General features: G+C 69.5%; 15 protein-coding genes and 1 pseudogene. 11 read left to right on the top strand and 5 right to left on the bottom strand.

The window, feature by feature from the left end:
* Positions 1 to 30: 30 nt before the first annotated feature.
* Genes ABZT04_RS11860 through ABZT04_RS11880 form a run of 5 tightly spaced genes read left to right on the top strand, consistent with a single transcriptional unit; the run spans position 31 to position 5,066 of the window.
* On the top strand, positions 31 to 1,125 hold the full coding sequence (locus tag ABZT04_RS11860; RefSeq protein ID WP_356055669.1) for a mandelate racemase/muconate lactonizing enzyme family protein: 1,095 nt from the start codon (positions 31 to 33) through the stop codon (positions 1,123 to 1,125).
* The gene (locus ABZT04_RS11865) at positions 1,122 to 2,186 is read left to right on the top strand and encodes an ABC transporter permease (protein ID WP_356055671.1); all 1,065 of its coding nucleotides are present in this window, start codon (positions 1,122 to 1,124) and stop codon (positions 2,184 to 2,186) included. The genes ABZT04_RS11860 and ABZT04_RS11865 overlap by 4 nt, the downstream gene beginning before the upstream one ends.
* On the top strand, positions 2,183 to 3,226 hold the full coding sequence (locus ABZT04_RS11870; RefSeq protein ID WP_356055673.1) for an ABC transporter permease: 1,044 nt from the start codon (positions 2,183 to 2,185) through the stop codon (positions 3,224 to 3,226). The genes ABZT04_RS11865 and ABZT04_RS11870 overlap by 4 nt, the downstream gene beginning before the upstream one ends.
* Entirely contained in the window at positions 3,223 to 4,746 is a 1,524-nt protein-coding gene (locus tag ABZT04_RS11875) for a sugar ABC transporter ATP-binding protein (RefSeq protein ID WP_356055676.1), read from the top strand. The genes ABZT04_RS11870 and ABZT04_RS11875 overlap by 4 nt, the downstream gene beginning before the upstream one ends.
* Positions 4,743 to 5,066: an L-rhamnose mutarotase gene (locus ABZT04_RS11880; protein ID WP_356055678.1), complete on the top strand. Its 324-nt coding sequence runs from the start codon at positions 4,743 to 4,745 to the stop codon at positions 5,064 to 5,066. Before ABZT04_RS11875 ends, ABZT04_RS11880 begins: the two co-directional genes overlap by 4 nt.
* Here ABZT04_RS11880 and ABZT04_RS11885 read toward each other — a convergent pair.
* Positions 5,056 to 5,784 (bottom strand): GntR family transcriptional regulator, encoded by a 729-nt coding sequence (locus ABZT04_RS11885; protein ID WP_356055680.1) that lies wholly within the window; start codon positions 5,782 to 5,784, stop codon positions 5,056 to 5,058. The two genes, ABZT04_RS11880 and ABZT04_RS11885, sit on opposite strands and share 11 nt — an antisense overlap.
* Positions 5,785 to 5,854: 70 nt before the next feature.
* Complete coding sequence (locus tag ABZT04_RS11890; protein ID WP_356055682.1) at positions 5,855 to 7,423, bottom strand: MFS transporter; 1,569 nt, start codon at positions 7,421 to 7,423, stop codon at positions 5,855 to 5,857.
* A 328-nt stretch (positions 7,424 to 7,751) separates the two neighbouring features.
* Here ABZT04_RS11890 and ABZT04_RS11895 point away from each other — a divergent pair, with 328 nt between their 5' ends.
* From ABZT04_RS11895 to ABZT04_RS11910, 4 genes and pseudogenes are all read left to right on the top strand, one after another.
* A complete protein-coding gene (locus ABZT04_RS11895) occupies positions 7,752 to 8,801 on the top strand; it encodes a YihY/virulence factor BrkB family protein (RefSeq protein WP_356055684.1) in 1,050 nt (349 codons plus the stop codon).
* Positions 8,802 to 8,949: 148 nt separating this feature from the next.
* Positions 8,950 to 9,393 (top strand): annotated as a pseudogene (locus ABZT04_RS11900) (isocitrate lyase/phosphoenolpyruvate mutase family protein); the annotation flags it as partial.
* 48 nt (positions 9,394 to 9,441) lie between these two features.
* Positions 9,442 to 10,419, top strand: coding sequence for an aldo/keto reductase family protein (locus ABZT04_RS11905; protein WP_356055686.1), 978 nt, complete (start codon positions 9,442 to 9,444; stop codon positions 10,417 to 10,419).
* A gap of 60 nt (positions 10,420 to 10,479) precedes the next feature.
* Entirely contained in the window at positions 10,480 to 11,115 is a 636-nt protein-coding gene (locus ABZT04_RS11910; RefSeq protein ID WP_356055688.1) for a helix-turn-helix domain-containing protein, read from the top strand.
* A gap of 94 nt (positions 11,116 to 11,209) precedes the next feature.
* Here the strand turns inward: ABZT04_RS11910 and ABZT04_RS11915 are convergent, their stop codons facing one another.
* Together ABZT04_RS11915 and ABZT04_RS11920 are read right to left on the bottom strand one after the other, a co-directional pair.
* On the bottom strand, positions 11,210 to 12,853 hold the full coding sequence (locus ABZT04_RS11915) for an MFS transporter (protein ID WP_356055690.1): 1,644 nt from the start codon (positions 12,851 to 12,853) through the stop codon (positions 11,210 to 11,212).
* Positions 12,854 to 13,153: 300 nt separating this feature from the next.
* Positions 13,154 to 13,609, bottom strand: coding sequence for a MarR family transcriptional regulator (locus ABZT04_RS11920; protein WP_356055692.1), 456 nt, complete (start codon positions 13,607 to 13,609; stop codon positions 13,154 to 13,156).
* 166 nt (positions 13,610 to 13,775) lie between these two features.
* On the opposite strand from ABZT04_RS11920, the gene ABZT04_RS11925 reads away from it, so the two are divergent.
* On the top strand, positions 13,776 to 14,744 hold the full coding sequence (locus tag ABZT04_RS11925) for an alpha/beta hydrolase (protein ID WP_356055693.1): 969 nt from the start codon (positions 13,776 to 13,778) through the stop codon (positions 14,742 to 14,744).
* 28 nt (positions 14,745 to 14,772) lie between these two features.
* On the opposite strand, the gene ABZT04_RS11930 is transcribed toward ABZT04_RS11925, so the two are convergent.
* Positions 14,773 to 15,150, bottom strand: a complete 378-nt coding sequence (locus ABZT04_RS11930; RefSeq protein WP_356055695.1) for a MarR family transcriptional regulator — start codon at positions 15,148 to 15,150, stop codon at positions 14,773 to 14,775.
* Between the two features lie 87 nt (positions 15,151 to 15,237).
* On the opposite strand from ABZT04_RS11930, the gene ABZT04_RS11935 reads away from it, so the two are divergent.
* Complete coding sequence (locus ABZT04_RS11935) at positions 15,238 to 16,725, top strand: MFS transporter (protein ID WP_356055697.1); 1,488 nt, start codon at positions 15,238 to 15,240, stop codon at positions 16,723 to 16,725.
* The last annotated feature ends 103 nt before the right edge of the window (positions 16,726 to 16,828 follow it).

The raw sequence follows: 16,828 nt of genomic DNA on the forward strand, positions 1-16,828 counted from the left end.
GACCACCCCGACAGAAAACGGAATCGCCGGATGAGCAGCAGCATCATCACGACCGCCACCGCGAGGCTGGCCGACATCGCCGTCGAGCAGGACCGTACCGACGCGGTGCAGTCGTTCGTCAAACAGGAGACGGTCCTGGTCGCCCTGGAGACGGCCGACGGCCTCACGGGAACCGGCTACTCGTACACGATCGGCACCGGCGGCAGCTCCGTACTCGCCCTGCTGCGCGACCACTTGCTCCCCGCGCTCGTCGGGCAGGACGCCCGCAACGTGGAGGCGTTGTGGCAGCGGCTGTTCGCGCTGACGCGGGCGACCACCACGGGAGCCATCACCTCCCTCGCCCTCGCCGCCGTGGACACCGCCCTGTGGGACGTGCGGTGCAGGCGGGCGGGCGAACCGCTGTGGCGGCTGGCCGGCGGCCACCGCCAGGAGGTACCGGTCTACGACACCGAGGGCGGCTGGCTCCATCTGAGCGCCGAGGAACTGGTGAAAAGCGCCCTGCGCGCCCAGGAGTCGGGCTGGGCGGGCGTCAAGATCAAGGTGGGCCGGCCGCATCCCGCCGAGGACGCGGAACGGCTGCGCGCGGTACGCGAGGCCGTCGGTCCCGCGCTGCACATCATGACCGACGCCAACCAGTCCCAGACGGCGTCCTCCGTCCTGCGGCTGGCGTCCGCGCTGGAGCCGTACGACCCGTACTGGCTGGAGGAGCCGCTGCCCGCCGACGACATCAGCGGTCACGCCCGGCTCGCGGGCGCGACCCGGATCCCGGTCGCCGTCGGCGAGTCCATGTACTCGCTCATGCAGTTCCGCGACTATCTGGCGGCCGGCGCCGCCTCCGTCGTGCAGGTCGACGCGGCCCGGATCGGTGGCATCACCCCGTGGCTGAAGGTCGCGCACCTGGCGGAGAGCCACAACGTGATGGTCTGCCCGCACTTCCTGATGGAGCTGCACGTCAGCCTCGCCGCGGCGGTGCCCAATGGCCAATACGTCGAGTACATCCCGCAGTTGAGGGCGGTGACCCGGACCGAGCTGACCATCCGCGACGGCCTGGCCGTGGCCCCGGACGTGCCGGGCATCGGCATCGACTGGGACCTCGACGCGCTGGACGACCGGAGGGTGGCATGACGACCTCGATCAGCCCGCCGGACACCGTCCCGGAGGAGCGGACGGCACGTCACCGCCTGCCCTTCTGGGTCAACCAGCGGCTCGGCCTGCTGGTGCTGGTGATCGCGCTGAGCGTCCTGTTCGGCGTGCTGCGGCCGGCGTTCCTGGACCAGCGGCTGGTGCTCTTCCCCCTGCTGCGGGACATCGCCACGCTGACCGTGGTCGCGCTCGCGCAGATGGTCGCCCTGTCGGTGGGCCACATGAACCTCGCGGTCGGCCGGATGGCCGCCTTCGGCGCCCTGTTCGCGGGCCTCGGCTACGACCGCCTCGGCGTCCCCACGCAGGTGGGCCTCCTGATGTGCCTGGCCGCCGGTGCCGCCGTCGGCGCGGTCACCGGCTGGCTCATCGCCCGTACCGGAGTGAGTTCCTTCGTCGTCACCCTCGCCATGGACTTCGCCCTGCTCGGCCTCGTCTCCCTCCTCTACTCGGCCCTTACCGAGGACGCCGCCTTCACCACCCACCCGGCCGGAATCGACGCACTGCGCTCCTACTCCCTCGCGGACATCTGCGCCGGCCCGCTCTGCGGCTCCCCCGCCGTCCCGCAGATAGCCCAGTTCACCGTCCTCGCCATGCTCGGCCTCGGTTTCCTCTACGGCTGTACGCGCATCGGCCGTGAACTGCTGCTCACCGGCGCCAACCCGGCCGCCGCGGAGCTGTCCGGCATTCCCACCGGGCGCCGTGTGCTGCTCGCGCACACGCTCTCCGGGCTGCTGGCGGCGCTCGCCGGGTTCATGGCGGCGGCCGGCACGGGCACGTTCCGCGCGTCCATCGGCGACGACTTCATGCTGCCGTCCTTCCTGGGCGCGGTCCTCGGCGGAACCCTGCTCACCGGCGGGGTGGTGTCCGTGCTGGGCACCCTGCTCGGCACCGCCCTGGTCGGGGTGATCCGCAAGGGCCTCGATCTGCTGGGGGTCGGTCTGGAGAGCCTGAACATCTATCTCGGCTGTGTCCTCCTGCTGGCCCTGTCGGCCGACCGGATCCGCACGGTGGTGTCCTATCGCAAGGTGGTGCGCTCGACATGAACCTCGTCAACACGAAGGGCGGACCTGGGAGTTGGGCTCCCGCGGCGCTGCGCCGGTTCTCCCGCTCCACGACGGCGATGCTGCTGTGCGTGGTCGTGGCGGGATACGTGGCCCTGGGCGTGGCCTCCTCGGGCTCCTTCTTCGAGGGTCCCTCGGTGCGGGTGTTCCTCCAGTACCTGGCCACCCCGATCCTCATCGGGCTGGCGCAGATGGTGGCGCTGTGTGTGGGGCAACTCAACCTCGCCGTCGGCGCGTTGGGCGGTTTCACCGCCTGTCTGACGGGCGTCCTCATGGCCGACCACGGCGTTCCCGCCGAAGTCGCCGTGTTCGTGGGGCTGTTGACCGCGACAGCCATCGGCCTGGCGACCGGGGTCGCCATCGTCGCCACCCAGATCAACGGGTTCATCGTCACCCTGGCCACGATGACGATCCTGCTGGGGGCGCAGTACCGGCTCGTCGGCACTCGCACCGTGGACGGCTACTCGCGCACGCTGCGCGACCTGGGCACGGCGGCGCCGCTGAACATCCCGCTCGTCTTCGTCACCGCACTCGTCGCGGCTGCCGCGCTGGCCGCCTTCATGTACCGCACGGTCGCGGGCCGACGGCTTCTCGCCGCGGGCGGCAATCCCCTCGCGGCCCGGCTCTCCGGTATCTCCACCGACCGGCAGATCGTGGCCGCGCACACCCTGTCCGGGCTGCTGATCGGCGTGGCCGCCGTGACCTCCACGGCCTCGCTGCCCGGCGTCAACCGCAGCGTCGGCGGCGACTGGCTGCTGCCGAGCTTCGCCGCGCCGATCATCGGGGGCGTGGCGCTGACCGGCGGATCCATCGCCGTGTTCGGCACGGTACTGGCGGCCTTCGTCACCCGGCTCATCGACGCGGCCCGCGCCCAGTTCTCGCTGGACCCGAGCTGGGTGAACCTCCTCATCGGCCTGGTGGTGCTGGGTACGGTCGCCGGTGGCCGACTGCACCAGACGCGCTCGGCGAAGTCCGGGGCACCCGACGGCGCCGTCCTGCCGCAGACCGGAGGTGCCCAGTGAGTTCGGTTCTCCTCGAATGCCACGACCTGGTCAAGGTGTTCCCCGGTGTCCGCGCGCTGGACGGCGTCGGGCTGCGGCTGAGTGCCGGCACCGTGCACGCGCTCCTCGGCGAGAACGGCGCGGGCAAGTCCACCCTCATCAAGGTCCTCACCGGTGTGCACTCCCCCGACGGCGGCCGGCTCACCTGGTGCGGTCAACCGGTGCGGCTGCGCTCGCCGTTGGAGGCGACCCGTACCGGCATCGGTGTCGTCCACCAGGAACGCAATCTGATTCCGGGCTTCTCGGTGGCGGAGAACATCACCCTGCAGAACCCTCCCTCCCGCCGTGGGCTGGTCGACCGCGAGGCGATGACCGCACCGGCCCTGGCCTGCCTCGCGGAGCTGGGTGTCGACCTCGATCCGGGGCAGCCGGTGCGTGAACTGTCCGTCGGACAGCAGCAGTTGGTCGAAATAGCCAAGGCTCTGTACACCGAGAGCCGGGTGCTGCTGCTGGACGAACCCACCGCGTCCCTCTCCCCGCAGGAGACGGACCGCCTGTTCGAGGTGGTCCGGCGACTGGCCGCGCGCGGTGCCTGTGTCGTCTTCGTCAGCCACAAGCTGGAGGAGGTCTTCGCGGTCTGCGACACGGTCACGGTGCTGCGGGACGGCAGATCCGTACTGGAGTCCGCCCCGCTCTCCGGCCACACCCACGACGACATCGTCAGCCTCATGGTGGGCCGCGCCCACGCGGCGACCGAGATGCGCACGCGCACGGTAGACCGCTCAACCCCGCCGGCACTCGAACTGGTCGGGGTCTCCACGGCGGGCGGGCACCGTGACATCAGCCTGGCGGTCCGGCCCGGGGAGATCGTCGGCCTGTACGGGCTGGTCGGCGCCGGGCGCAGCGAGTTGGTCAAGGCGGTGCTCGGCCTCGACCGGGTCACCGGTGGCGAGATCCGTGTGCACGGCACGCCGGCCCGCATCACCTCACCCCGCCAGGCGCTGCACGAGTTCGGCATCGGCTATGTCACCGAGAACCGCAAGGAGGAGGGTGTCTTCCTGGAGCAGCCCATCGTCCGCAACATCACGGTGACGGTGTGGAAGCGGCTGGCGAGGGCGCTCGGGTTCGTCCCGGCACGCGAGGAGCACGACACCGCCCAGGACCTCGTCGACCGGCTCGGCATTCGCATCTCGGGGCTCGGCCAGAACGCCGGTGAACTCTCGGGCGGCAACCAGCAGAAGGTCAGCCTGGCCAAGTGGCTGGCCGCCGACACCCGGTTGCTCGTCATCGACGAACCGACGGTCGGCGTCGACGTCCGCACCAAGCACACCTTCCACGAACTGATCTGGGACCTGGCCCACGACGGCCTGCCCATCCTCCTCATCAGCAGCGACCTCGCGGAGATGGTCACCCTCGCCGACCGCATCGTCGTCATGACGGACCACCGCATCCGCGGCGAGCTCGACAACGACCGCGACTACGACCGGATGAGCGGCCGGGTGATCCGCCTGATCCACGACCGCGACACGGTGCGCTCATGAAACGCGTGGCCCAGGTCATCGCCGTACGCCCGGAACGGCTGGACGAATACCGGGAGTTGCACCGCGACGTACCGGAGCCGGTTCAAGTGCGGCTCCGGCGCTGCCACATCGCCAACTACTCGATCCATCTGCTCGGCGACCGGCTGTTCGCCTACTTCGAGTACCACGGCGACGATCTGGCGGCGGACCTGGCACTGATGGCCGCGGACGAGACGACCCAGGAATGGTGGCGCCGCACCGCGCCTTGTCAGACACCGGTTCCGGAGGCGGCCCCCGGCGAGTGGTGGGCCACGGCGGAGCAGGTGTTCCTCATGGAGTAGCGGGCTCATCGCCGCTGTCCTCGATCTGCCGTTCAAGACTGCGTGTCAGATGCTCCGTCATCGCCTCGGCCGCCCGCTCGGGGTTGCGGCGCAGCAGCGCGCGGACGATCCGCTCGTGCTCGGCGACGGTGGGGTCCCCGGCTCCGACCACCTTGCTGAGCCGGAAGATGTGCAGGTGCGCGTGGAGCCTTTCCACCGCGTCCGCCAACAGGGGCCGGTGCGCTGCCTGTCCGAGCGCTTCGTGGAACCGCTGGTCGAGGGCGGCGAAGTCGCGGTACGACGCGTACCGTCCGTGGGGACTCGGATGGGCCTGCATCTCCTCCAATATCCGCTCCAAGCCGTCGAGTTGCTCCTCCGAGGCGTTCACGGCGGCCAGCGCGGCGGCTCGGGGCTCCAACAGCAGCCGCATCTCGAAGAGTTGGTCCAGGCCCTGCCGCGTCAGCAACTGCGTGGCCCGGTACCCGGAGAGGGCCCGCTTCACCACCAGACCGTCGGACTCCAGCCGGGCCAGCGCTTCGCGGACGGGGGTCGGTGAGACCTTGAGGGTGCGGGCGAGCGCCTCGATGCCGACGCGGGCGCCGGGGGCGATCTCGTGGTCCATGACCATCGCCTTGATGCGCTCGTACACGCTGTCCGACAGCGCCTGCCGGACGGGCGGCGCGCTCCGCTCGTCGCCCTCGTCCGGGACCCCGGCCGCGGAAGGACTGTGCGGCGGCATCCCGACTCCTCCTCAACGCACGGCGTGTCCCGACAGTTTACCCAGGTGGCCGCCGATGAGGGGCCCTTGCTCACGCCTCCGCGGGAACCGCCGCTCCCCCGCTCTTCTCGGTCAGATCGAGACTGCTGCGCAGGCTGACCGGCTTCAGCAGGATCGCGGCGATCACCGCGAGAAGGGCGGCACCGGCCGAGAGGAGGAAGATCTCCGCGGTGGCGTCGCCGTACGCGACACGGATGATCGCCTGTACGGCGGCGGGTTGCGCGCCGACGTCCGTGGCCGCGCCGGTGCTCCGTAGTCCCGCCGAGGCGAGGCCGTCCGCGATCTGGTCCTGGACGTGCCGGGCCAGGACGGCGCCGAGCACGGAGACCCCGATCGTGCCGCCGAGGGAGCGGAAGAAGGACACGGTGGAGCTGGCCGCGCCGATGTCCTTCAGCGGCACGGTGTTCTGCACGACGAGCACCAGGTTCTGCAGCGTCATACCGACGCCCATCCCGACGCACAGCATCGCCACGCCCAGGAAGACCATCGACGTCCTGGAGTCGATGGTGCCGAGACCCGCGAATCCGACCGTGAGGAGGGCGGCGCCGGTGATGATGAACGGCTTGATCTTCCCGGTCCGGCTGATCAACCGCCCCGCGACCGTGGAGGCGACGAGGATGCCGGCCATCATCGGAATCGTCAGCAGACCCGCCTCGGTCGGACTGTGTCCACGGCTGAGCTGGAAGTACTGGCTGAGGAAGACGGCGGCACCGAACATCGCGGTCCCCACCGCCAGACTGCCGACGATCGCAAGAGCCGTCGTGCGCTGCCGCACGATGGCGAGGGGTACGACGGGTTCGGCGGCCCGCGACTCCACCCACATGGCGACGCCGATCAGGACCAGCCCGCCGCCGACCATCGCCGCGGTCTGCCACGAGGCCCAGCCGAAGGAGTTGTCGACGAACGACACCCAGACCAGCAGCACACTCACGCCCGAGGCGATCAGAGTCGCCCCCAGATAGTCGATCCTCACGTTCTCGCGCCGCAGGACGGGCAGGTTCAGCGTCCGCTGGAGCAGGAACAGCGCTACGGCGGCGATCGGCACGCCGACGAAGAAGCACCACCGCCAGCCCAGCCACGAGGTGTCGACGATGACCCCGCCGAGCAGCGGCCCGCCGATGGTCGAGGTCGCCGTGACACTGCTCAGGTAACCGCTGTAACGGCCGCGCTCCCGTGGCGGAATCATCGCCGCGAGCGTGATCTGGACGAGGGCCTGCACGCCGCCGACGCCGACGCCCTGAAGGGCCCGCGAGGCTATGAGCTGCCCCGCGCTCTGACTGATCCCGGACGCCACGGCCCCCAGCACGAACACGGCGATGGCGGCCTGCACGAGGGTCTTCTTGCTGAACAGGTCCGCGAGCTTGCCCCAGATCGGCGTCGTCGCCGTGGTGGTGAGCAGGGTCGCGGTGACGACCCACGTGTACTGGGTCTGCGATCCGTGCACCGCCCCGATGATCTTCGGCAGCGCACTGGAGACGACCGTACTGCTGAGGGTGGAGACGAACAACGCCAGGAGCAGCCCGCTCAGCGCCTTCAGCACCTTCCGGCGGGCCGCGGGGGACGGATCCGCGGGACTCGACTCGTTCACTGCCGTGCTCATCAGACAGACTCCCGCTCGCGGGGTCGCTATACACCGCGTATAGCGACATCGGTTCACCATACACGGCGTAAAGCAATGAGACCCGCCCGAGCGGTCAATGAACCGCGCGAACTGCCTGGGCCGGCAAAGGCGATGCACATCTCGTGCACACCGGCGCGGAGAGTGCTGGCCGCCGGCCAGGAGCTGTGCAAACTCAACTCACGGATCGCTGCCGGCAAACCAGGCGGGGCTGGAATACCGAGCAGCTCCTCGAAGGAGGCCGGCGCGTTCTCCCAGTCCACCTCCAGGGCGAAGCCGTAATTGGTTGGGGAGGGGGTACTCGGCGCGCATGACCAAACTGCATCTTCTAGGGCGAAAACACCACCAGACCGGCGACGAGTCGCCGGCGCCGGCCGAGGCAGGGCCCGGCCCGGAGGTGGAGCGCAAGGCGCCGGAGGCGCCGACGAAGCTGCCGAAGGGATCGTGGGGGGCGGTACTCAGGGGCAGCCTGCGGGAATTCAAGGACGACGAACTGACCGACCGTGCGGCGGCGCTGACCTACTACAGCGTGCTGGCACTGTTCCCGGCGCTGCTGGTGCTCGTCTCTTTGCTGGGGATCACCGGCAAGTCGACCACGGACAAGGTGCTGAAGAACATCCAGCAGCTCGCCCCCGGCTCCGCACGCAACATCATCACCAGGGCCGTAGAGCAGTTGCAGGGCAATGCCGGCATCGGCTCCCTCATGGTGATCGTGGGCCTGGTGCTGGCGGTGTGGTCGGCATCCGGTTACGTGGCGGCATTCATCCGCGCGGCGAACGCCGTCTACGACATGCCCGAGGGACGGCCGGTGTGGAAGATCCTTCCCGTGCGGGTCGGGGTGACGGTGGTGCTGATGGTGCTGGCCGTGATCAGCGCGCTGATCGTGGTGTTCACCGGCGGCCTGGCCCGCCAGGCCGGAAAGGTCCTCGGGGCCGGGGACACGGCGGTGACGGTATGGTCGATCGCCAAATGGCCCGTCCTGGTCGTACTGGTCACCATCATGATCGCGATCCTGTACTGGGCCACTCCGAACGCCCGGGTGAAGGGATTCCGGTGGATCACCCCGGGCAGTCTCCTGGCCCTGCTGATCTGGATGATCGCCTCCGGCGGCTTCGCGGTCTACGTCGCCGACTTCGCCTCCTACAACAAGACCTACGGCACGATGGCCGGCGTCATCGTCTTCCTGGTCTGGCTGTGGATCACCAATCTGGCCATCCTGCTGGGCCTGGAGTTCGACGCGGAGACCGTCCGGCAGCGGGCCATCGCCGGCGGCCATCCGCCCGGGGCCGAGCCCTACACCCAGCCCCGCGACACCCGTAAGTGGGACGAGGAGGACCGGCGCCGCCTGGACGAGACATAACCTACTCGGGGATGCCGTGTCCCTCCTCGATGAGCTTCTGCAGCCGCCGTTCGACGGCGTCCTGTTGGTCCTGCCTTGTCAGCGCACCCTCGTAGGCCCGAGGGAGTCCGCGGTTCACCCGCTTCTGAAACCCTGGTCCGAGCATCCGGAACGCGTACTGGCCTCCAGAACCGATCTCGTGGTCGTCGCGCGGACCGATGACACGGACGAGGCCGAGATCCTCGTCCGCGCCAAGGCACTCGCCGCCACCGACGCCGATGTCGTGCTGGTCGACGGAGTGCGCGATGTCGAGGCGATCCAACGGATCCGGGCCTCCATCGGTGACAGGCCGCTGCTGTTCAACCAGATCGCCGGCGGCCGTTCGCCGCGGCTGTCGCTGACCGAACTGGCGGAGCTGAGTGTGCACGTGGCGATCTACAGCACCCCCTGCCTGTTCGCCGCGCACGAGGCGATGAACAGCGCGCTGGAGGAACTCAAGGTCTCGGACGGGCGCCTCCCCGCCCCGGACAGCGGCACCGACGGCACAAGGGTCGGCGTCGCGGAGTCCATCGAGCTCGTGACCCATAACCTGCGGGGAAAACAAGGGGTTTGAAGCCGTTCCGGCCGAATCCGCGTGATCGACCGTGAGTAGAGTCGGACCATGGAATTCCGCAAGCTCGGCCGCAGCGGTCTGACGATCAGCGAGATCGCGTACGGCAACTGGCTCACCCACGGCTCCCAGGTCGAGGAGGACGCGGCACTCGCCTGCGTACGGACCGCCCTCGACTCCGGGATCACCACCTTCGACACCGCCGACGTCTACGCGCAGACCCGGGCCGAATCCGTGCTCGGCCGGGCGCTGAAGGACGAGCGGCGGGAGGGACTGGAGATCTTCACCAAGGTCTACTTCCCGACCGGCCCCGGCCCCAACGACCGGGGCCTGGGCCGCAAGCACATCATGGAGTCGATCGACAACTCGCTGCGGAGGCTGCAGACCGAGTACGTCGACCTGTACCAGGCGCACCGCTACGACCCCACGGTGCCGCTGGAGGAGACCATGGAGGCGTTCGCCGACGTGGTCCACTCCGGCAAGGCCCACTACATCGGCATCTCCGAGTGGACCGCCGACCAGATCCGCGGCGCGCACGCGCTCGCCCGGGAACTGCGCATCCCGCTGGTCTCCAGCCAGCCGCAGTACTCGATGCTGTGGCGGGTGATCGAGGACGAGATCGTGCCGACCTGCGAGGAACTCGGGCTCGGGCAGATCGTCTGGTCGCCCATCGCCCAGGGCGTCCTGACCGGCAAGTACGCGCCGGGCGCGCCGCTTCCCGCCGGGAGCCGCGCCACCGACGAAAAGGGCGGAGCCGACATGGTCGGCCGGTTCCTGCGGGACGACGTCCTGGAGCGGGTCCAGCAGCTCAGGCCGCTCGCCGACCAGGCCGGACTGACCCTCGCCCAACTCGCTGTGGCCTGGGTGCTGCAGAACCCCAACGTCTCCGCCGCCATCATCGGCGCCTCCCGTCCCGAGCAGGTCACCGAGAACGTCAAGGCCGCGGGGGTCAAGCTGGAGGCCGACCTCATGCAGGCCATCGACACACTCCTGGACCCGGTCGCGGAGCGCGGTACCGCGAAGCACTGAGGTCCGGCCCTTCGCGCAGGTCGGCGGCCGCGGCCATCGCCCATGCAACACACTGGACGGATGGAGTCCACGCCCCGCAGGAACCTGCGCGAAGAGCAGAAGATCCTCACGCATCGCCGACTGCTCGACGCGGCCGTCACGGTGTTCACCGAGAAGCCGTTTCTCGATGCGCGGATGGAGGACATCGCCCAGGCCGCCGGGGTAACGCGGGTCACCGTCTACGCCCATTTCCCCGGCAAGGCCGAGATCGTCGACGCGCTGGTGGAGCGGGTGTACGGGGTGATGGGCGAGGCGTTCGCCGACCTGGCCGCGCTGCCGCGGTGGACCCGGGGTGCCATCAGGGCCTGGCTGGACGAGGCGGCGGCCCGCTGGCGGGAGATGGCGCCCGTCCGCCGGGTCGCCAACGCGGCGGCACCGGCGGCACTCCGCAGTCTCGGGGAGGGCCGGGTCCAGTACGTCGAGGCGCACGAGCGCTACGTCGCCATGCTGACCAGTAGCCCCGAGCGCTGGCGGGGTGTCGATCCGGCGGAGGCCCGCCAGCGAGCGCTGATGGCCGTGTTGCAGACCGAGTCGTTCTTCTCGGCCTGGATCGCCGTCGAGTGGCCGCTGGAGACCGCCGACCCCTTGCATCTGCTGGCCGACTCGCTCTGCCACCTCCTCGCCCCCGCGCTGGAGAACGACAGGGCCTCCGACTGATCTCTGACGCTGCGTCAACTCGACGTAGCCAAAGGGTGGTTGCCCTTCGGAATTGCGCCCGAAGGACAACCACCCATGGAGCAAAGGCTGTTGGTCAGCCGGTCTCGCCGATCGTCGTCGCCCCGGCGGCCGGGTGCGTCGCCGCCGTGGCCTCGGGCTCCGTCTCGCCCTGCGGTGCGCGGGCGCGGATGCCGATCGTGGCGAGGGCTACGGCAGCGGCCACCAGCATGCCGATGCCACCGACGAGGGCGCAGGTGTGCAGCGCGTCCGTGAAGCTGGCGCCGTAGGCGGCGAGGGCCTGGCCCGTCGCCTCGCCGGTGTTGAGGTGGAGGAAGGCGCCCGCCTGGATGCCGACGCCGTTCACCAGGCCGATGACCTGGCCCTGGTCGGCCGGGTTGAGGCCGGAGGCGGCCACATGTGCGGGCAGGGTGTCCAGGGTGCGGTTGGTGAGGACGACACCGAAGATGGCGGGGCCCAGCGCGCTGCCGATCTGGCGCAGGGCGCTGTTGGCGGCGCCGGCGGTGCTGCCCAGACGGCGCGGGAGGCTGTTCATGGCGATCGTGGTGATCGGGGCCATGGCCAGCGCGATGCCGAGGCCGAGGACCGCGATGACCAGGACCGCCTCGCCGGTTCCGGTGGAGGCGTCGAAGAGGTTCACCAGGAGCGCCCCGATGCCGCCGATCACCAGGCCGGTCGTCAGGACGAGGCCGGGCGAGAAGCGGTGCATGAGCCGGCCGACCACCGGGCCGAGGACGACGGTGAAGCCGTTGAGCGCGATCAGGCGGACCCCGATGTCCCACGTCGAGGCGTGGTGGACCAGGCCGAAGTACTCACTGAGCGAGAAGACCAGGCCGACCTGGGCGAACAGGGTGAGCGCCATGACGAGCGCGGACCCGGAGAACGCCGTGGACTTGAAGAGGCGCATGTCCAGCATGGGGCAGGGCGAGCGCAGTTCGACCAGGATGAAGGCCGGCAGGGCGAGCGCGGCCACGATGAACGCGGTGACGACCTCGGCCGAGCCCCAGCCCGGAGCGCCCCCGCCCTCGATGACGCCGTAGACGACGGCGGTGATGGCGACGATCGCGAGGAGCTGGCCGGGGATGTCGAGGTGGCGTTCGCGGTCCGAGCGGGAGTCGACCAGGACGAAGGCGCCGACGAGCACCGTGACGGCGCCGATGGCCAGGGTGGGCAGGAAGATCCAGCGCCAGCTCGCGTGCTCCAGGATCAGGCCGTTGAAGAGCGGGCCGAGGGTCAGCCCGAGGCCGAGGGCGGCCGTCCACAGGGCTATCGCGGCGCCCCGCTTGCGGTGGTCGGGGCAGACATGGCTGATCAGACCGAGGGTCGCGGGGAGCAGGGCGGCGGTGCCCACGCCGGTCAGCGCCTGGCCGACACAGACCTGGACGACGCTGTGCGCGGTGAGAGCGACGAGACAGCCGATGCACGACAGCGTCAGACCGATCAAATACATCTTCTTGCGGCCGAAGAGGTCACCGATGACACCGAAGGTCAGCAGGAGGGCGGCGGTCGGCAGGATGAAGGCGTCGGTGATCCACTGAAGCCCGGTGGTGGAGGCGTCGAGCGCCTGCTGGATCGTCGCGAGCGCGACCGACACACCGACGACCGGCAGGTAGGAGACGAAGACTCCCACGCAGGCCAGCAGGATGGTGGCGGTGACGTTCCGTGACGGGGAGTCCGGCTGAGGGGATGGAGGCGAGACTTCGGAGACCAGGGTCGGCATGGCACCTCATAAGCGTCGTACGGGGGTGGATTGACCGGGTGTGAACTGCGCGTGGCGTTCCGTGCGTGGCTACGGCGGGGGTGACGGTGCCGACTCCGTCTGTCGCATCCCGCGTCCCGGAACTTGACGTGGTTGTTCGGCTTGAATCTCCATTGACGTAAGCCATTTCTTTTCGGGAAATCGCTTCGGACCGTATACCTGGGACCCGGTCCTGGAGATGCCGTTGGGCCTGCAAACTAAGGTGAACAGCGGTGACGACACACTGCTCTACCGAGCGGAAAAACGCAGGTGGAGGGGTGTTCAGTCGGCCGCGACGTTGGCGGTGATCAGCCGGAGGAGCTGCTTGGCCAGGGCGTCCTGTTCGGGCGTGAGCCCCATGGCGTCGCCGATGGCGAGGGGTACGGCGGCGGCCTGCTCGCGCATCCGCTCCCCGGTGTCGGTGAGCTTGATGGCGACCGAACGTTCGTCGTCGCGCCGGCGTTCGCGGCGCAGCAGACCGTTCGCCTCCAGCCTCTTCAGCAGCGGGGAGAGCGTGCTGGATTCGAGTTGGAGCGCGGTGCCCAGGTCCCGTACGGAGATCGAGTCCTGCTCCCAGAGGACGAGCATCACGAGGTACTGCGGGTAGGTCAGGCCGAGTTGGTCCAGCAGCGGGCGGTAGCGGGCGGTCACCGCGCGGGAGGCCGCGTACAGCGCGAAGCACAGTTGGTCGTCGAGGAGCAGTGATCCCTCGGCCGGTTCGGCGGCGGCTGGGCTCATGGTGCGACTCCTCGCTCCGGTGCTGTCTTCAGGGCGATCACCACTTTATCGTTCAGGTCCGGCCGATTCTATCGAGCGCGCTTAAGTTGTGCGCGACTCAGTAGCGCGCTACTCTCATCAACGTGCCGCACCACCCGCTCTTGGCACCCGATCCGAGGAGATCGTCATGACCGACAGCACCGCGCCCCGTCCCGTCCTGGAACCCGCCGCCCAGGCGTTCGTCGAGGCCACCGCGAACCCGCCCTACCTCTTCGACCTCACCCCCGCCGAAGGCCGCAAGGCCGTCGACGAGGTCCAGTCCGCCGACATCACCAAGCCGGCCGTCGACGAGGAATGGATCACCGTGGTCGGCGGCCCCACCGGGCAGGTCAGGACCCGCATCGTCCGCCCCGCGGGAGTCAGCGGCACACTTCCGGTGATCCTCTACATCCACGGCGCCGGCTGGGTCTTCGGCAACGCCCACACCCACGACCGCCTCGTCCGCGAACTCGCCGTAGGCGCCAACGCCGCCGTCGTCTTCCCCGAATACGACCTCTCCCCCGAAGCCCGCTACCCGGTCGCGATCGAACAGAACTACACCGTCGCCCAGTGGATCGTGCGCGAGGGCGCGGACAAGGGCCTGGACGGCGGCCGTATCGCCGTCGCCGGCGACTCCGTGGGCGGCAACATGACCGCCGCACTCACCCTCATGGCCAAGGAACGCGGCGACGTCCCGCTCGTACAGCAGGTGCTGTTCTACCCGGTCACCGACGCCGCCTTCGACACCAGCTCCTACCACCAGTTCACGGAAGGCTACTTCCTGCGCCGCGACGGCATGCAGTGGTTCTGGGACCAATACACCACCGACGAGGCGGAGCGCGCCCAGATCACCGCCTCCCCGCTGCGGGCGACCACCGAGCAGCTCACCGGACTGCCCCCGGCCCTCGTCATCACCGGCGAAGCCGACGTCCTGCGCGACGAAGGCGAGGCCTACGCCAACAAACTCCGCCAAGCCGGAGTCCCCGTCACCGCCGTCCGCTTCCAGGGCATCATCCACGACTTCGTCATGCTCAACGCCCTCCGCGAAACCCACGCCGCCGAGGCCGCCATCACCATGGCGATCCAGACCCTGCGCGAGGCACTCGCCACCAACTGACGCACGACGCCCTAGAGTTGACGCCTCGTCAGTCGGAGAGCATCTTCGTCAACACCGCGCGCTGCACGGGACGCACCTCGCCGTGCAGCGCGCGCCCCTTGTCGGTGAGGGTCACTCGCACGCCCCGGCGGTCCTCCGGGCACAGGCCGCGCTCGACCAGGCCGTCCTTCTCCAGTCGGGCGATCAGACGGGAGAGGGCGCTCTGGCTGAGGTGGACGCGCTCGGAGATCTCCTGCACGCGGAACGCGCACGACCCGCCGGACAGCACGTCCAGCACCTCGAAGTCGCTGCCGCACAGGCCGTGTTGATGAAGAGCACGGTCGAGTTCACACTGGGTGCGGGCGTGCAGCGCAAGCATCTCCCGCCACTGGTCCACGAGCGCCTGCTCGGCCTTCTTCGCCGCCATGACAGCGCACCGTAGCAGAGAAGCGACTTTGTTGCATCGGAATTAAATGCGTTTGCATTCGATGCATGCGCATGTACTCTCTGGGGCATGACCTCTCCGCTCACCTCTCCGCTGTCCGAGGGACGCTGGACCCCACGGCTGTGGGGCACCCTGCTCGTGCTCTGCGCCGCGATGTTCCTGGACGCGCTCGACGTGTCGATGGTCGGCGTCGCCCTGCCCTCCATCGGCTCCGAACTCGACCTCTCCACCTCGACGCTCCAATGGATCGTCAGCGGCTACATCCTGGGATACGGCGGGCTGCTCCTCCTCGGCGGCCGGACCGCCGACCTGCTCGGCCGCCGCCAGGTCTTCCTGGTCGCCCTCGGTGTCTTCGCGGTGGCCTCGCTGCTCGGCGGTCTCGTCGACTCGGGCCCGCTGCTGATCGCCAGCCGCTTCATCAAGGGCCTCAGCGCCGCCTTCACGGCACCCGCCGGCCTGTCGATCATCACCACGACCTTCGCCGAGGGCCCGCTGCGCAACCGCGCCCTGTCCATCTACACCACCTGCGCCGCCACCGGTTTCTCGATGGGGCTGGTCCTCTCCGGCCTGCTCACCGAGGCCAGTTGGCGCCTGACCATGCTGCTGCCCGCACCGATCGCCCTGCTCGCCCTCCTCGCCGGCCTGAAGCTGCTGCCGCGCAGCGAACGCGAGAAGGACCACAACGGCTACGACGTCCCGGGCGCCGTGCTCGGCACCGCGTCGATGCTGCTGCTCGTCTTCACCGTCGTACAGGCCCCGGAGGTCGGGTGGGCATCGGCCCGAACTCTCCTGTCGTTCCTGGCGGTTGCCGCCCTGCTGACCGTGTTCGTGTTCGTCGAGCGGCGCTCCGCCGGGCCGTTGATCCGGCTCGGGGTACTGCGTTCCGGCAATCAGATCCGCGCTCAGCTCGGTGCGATGACCCTCTTCGGGTCGTACGTCGGCTTCCAGTTCCTGGTCACGCTGTACATGCAGCAGTTGCTCGGCTGGTCGGCGTTGCACACAGCACTCGCCTTCCTGCCGGCCGGTGCCCTGGTGGCGGCGTCCTCGACGAAGATGGGCGCGATCGTCGACCGGTTCGGCACCCAGCGGCTGATCGTGGTGGGCTTCGCGCTGATGGTCGTGGGGTACGCCCTCTTCCTTCGAGTCAGCGTCGATCCCGGGTACGCCTCGGTCATCCTGCCGTCGATGCTGCTGATCGGCGCGGCCTTCGCGCTGGTCTTCCCCTCGCTCAACATCCAGGCCACCAACGGGGTCGAGGACCACGAACAGGGCATGGTCTCCGGGCTGTTGAACACCTCGGTGCAGGTGGGCGGAGCGATCTTCCTGGCCGTCGTGACGGCCGTGGTCACCGCCCACGCCCCCGCGCACGCCACCCCGCAGGCGGTGCTGGACAGTTACCGGCCCGGACTGGTCGTGGTGACGGGCATCGCGCTCGCCGGCCTGCTGATCACGCTGCCGGGGCTGCGCGGTCGCCGTGGCCGGCAGGCGCAGTCCATCGTGGTCGCCAAGTCCACTGTGACGGAGGCGGAAGCGGAGCGCGTGGCGGTCCGCGACTAGGGGGACGCCTCCCTTGAGTGTGCGCCCGCCGACCGCCGCGGCCAACTAGACGCACCGCTACTGGAGCACTTGGTCCAGACCGTCGCGCAGCAGGGCCGAGTCC

Origin of the sequence: Streptomyces sp. NPDC005492 (genome assembly GCF_040605995.1) — a bacterium.
In the GTDB taxonomy this organism is placed as follows: Bacteria; Actinomycetota; Actinomycetes; order Streptomycetales; family Streptomycetaceae; genus Streptomyces.

Bases quoted from the DNA above. Each gene is read 5' to 3' on its own strand.
- ABZT04_RS11860 (WP_356055669.1), top strand. From the start codon at position 31: ATGAGCAGCAGCATCATCACGACCGCCACCGCGAGGCTGGCCGACATC.
- ABZT04_RS11865 (WP_356055671.1), top strand. From the start codon at position 1,122: ATGACGACCTCGATCAGCCCGCCGGACACCGTCCCGGAGGAGCGGACG.
- ABZT04_RS11870 (WP_356055673.1), top strand. From the start codon at position 2,183: ATGAACCTCGTCAACACGAAGGGCGGACCTGGGAGTTGGGCTCCCGCG.
- ABZT04_RS11880 (WP_356055678.1), top strand. From the start codon at position 4,743: ATGAAACGCGTGGCCCAGGTCATCGCCGTACGCCCGGAACGGCTGGAC.
- ABZT04_RS11885 (WP_356055680.1), bottom strand. From the start codon at position 5,784: ATGCCGCCGCACAGTCCTTCCGCGGCCGGGGTCCCGGACGAGGGCGAC.
- ABZT04_RS11890 (WP_356055682.1), bottom strand. From the start codon at position 7,423: ATGAGCACGGCAGTGAACGAGTCGAGTCCCGCGGATCCGTCCCCCGCG.
- ABZT04_RS11895 (WP_356055684.1), top strand. From the start codon at position 7,752: ATGACCAAACTGCATCTTCTAGGGCGAAAACACCACCAGACCGGCGAC.
- ABZT04_RS11905 (WP_356055686.1), top strand. From the start codon at position 9,442: ATGGAATTCCGCAAGCTCGGCCGCAGCGGTCTGACGATCAGCGAGATC.
- ABZT04_RS11910 (WP_356055688.1), top strand. From the start codon at position 10,480: ATGGAGTCCACGCCCCGCAGGAACCTGCGCGAAGAGCAGAAGATCCTC.
- ABZT04_RS11915 (WP_356055690.1), bottom strand. From the start codon at position 12,853: ATGCCGACCCTGGTCTCCGAAGTCTCGCCTCCATCCCCTCAGCCGGAC.
- ABZT04_RS11920 (WP_356055692.1), bottom strand. From the start codon at position 13,609: ATGAGCCCAGCCGCCGCCGAACCGGCCGAGGGATCACTGCTCCTCGAC.
- ABZT04_RS11925 (WP_356055693.1), top strand. From the start codon at position 13,776: ATGACCGACAGCACCGCGCCCCGTCCCGTCCTGGAACCCGCCGCCCAG.
- ABZT04_RS11930 (WP_356055695.1), bottom strand. From the start codon at position 15,150: ATGGCGGCGAAGAAGGCCGAGCAGGCGCTCGTGGACCAGTGGCGGGAG.
- ABZT04_RS11935 (WP_356055697.1), top strand. From the start codon at position 15,238: ATGACCTCTCCGCTCACCTCTCCGCTGTCCGAGGGACGCTGGACCCCA.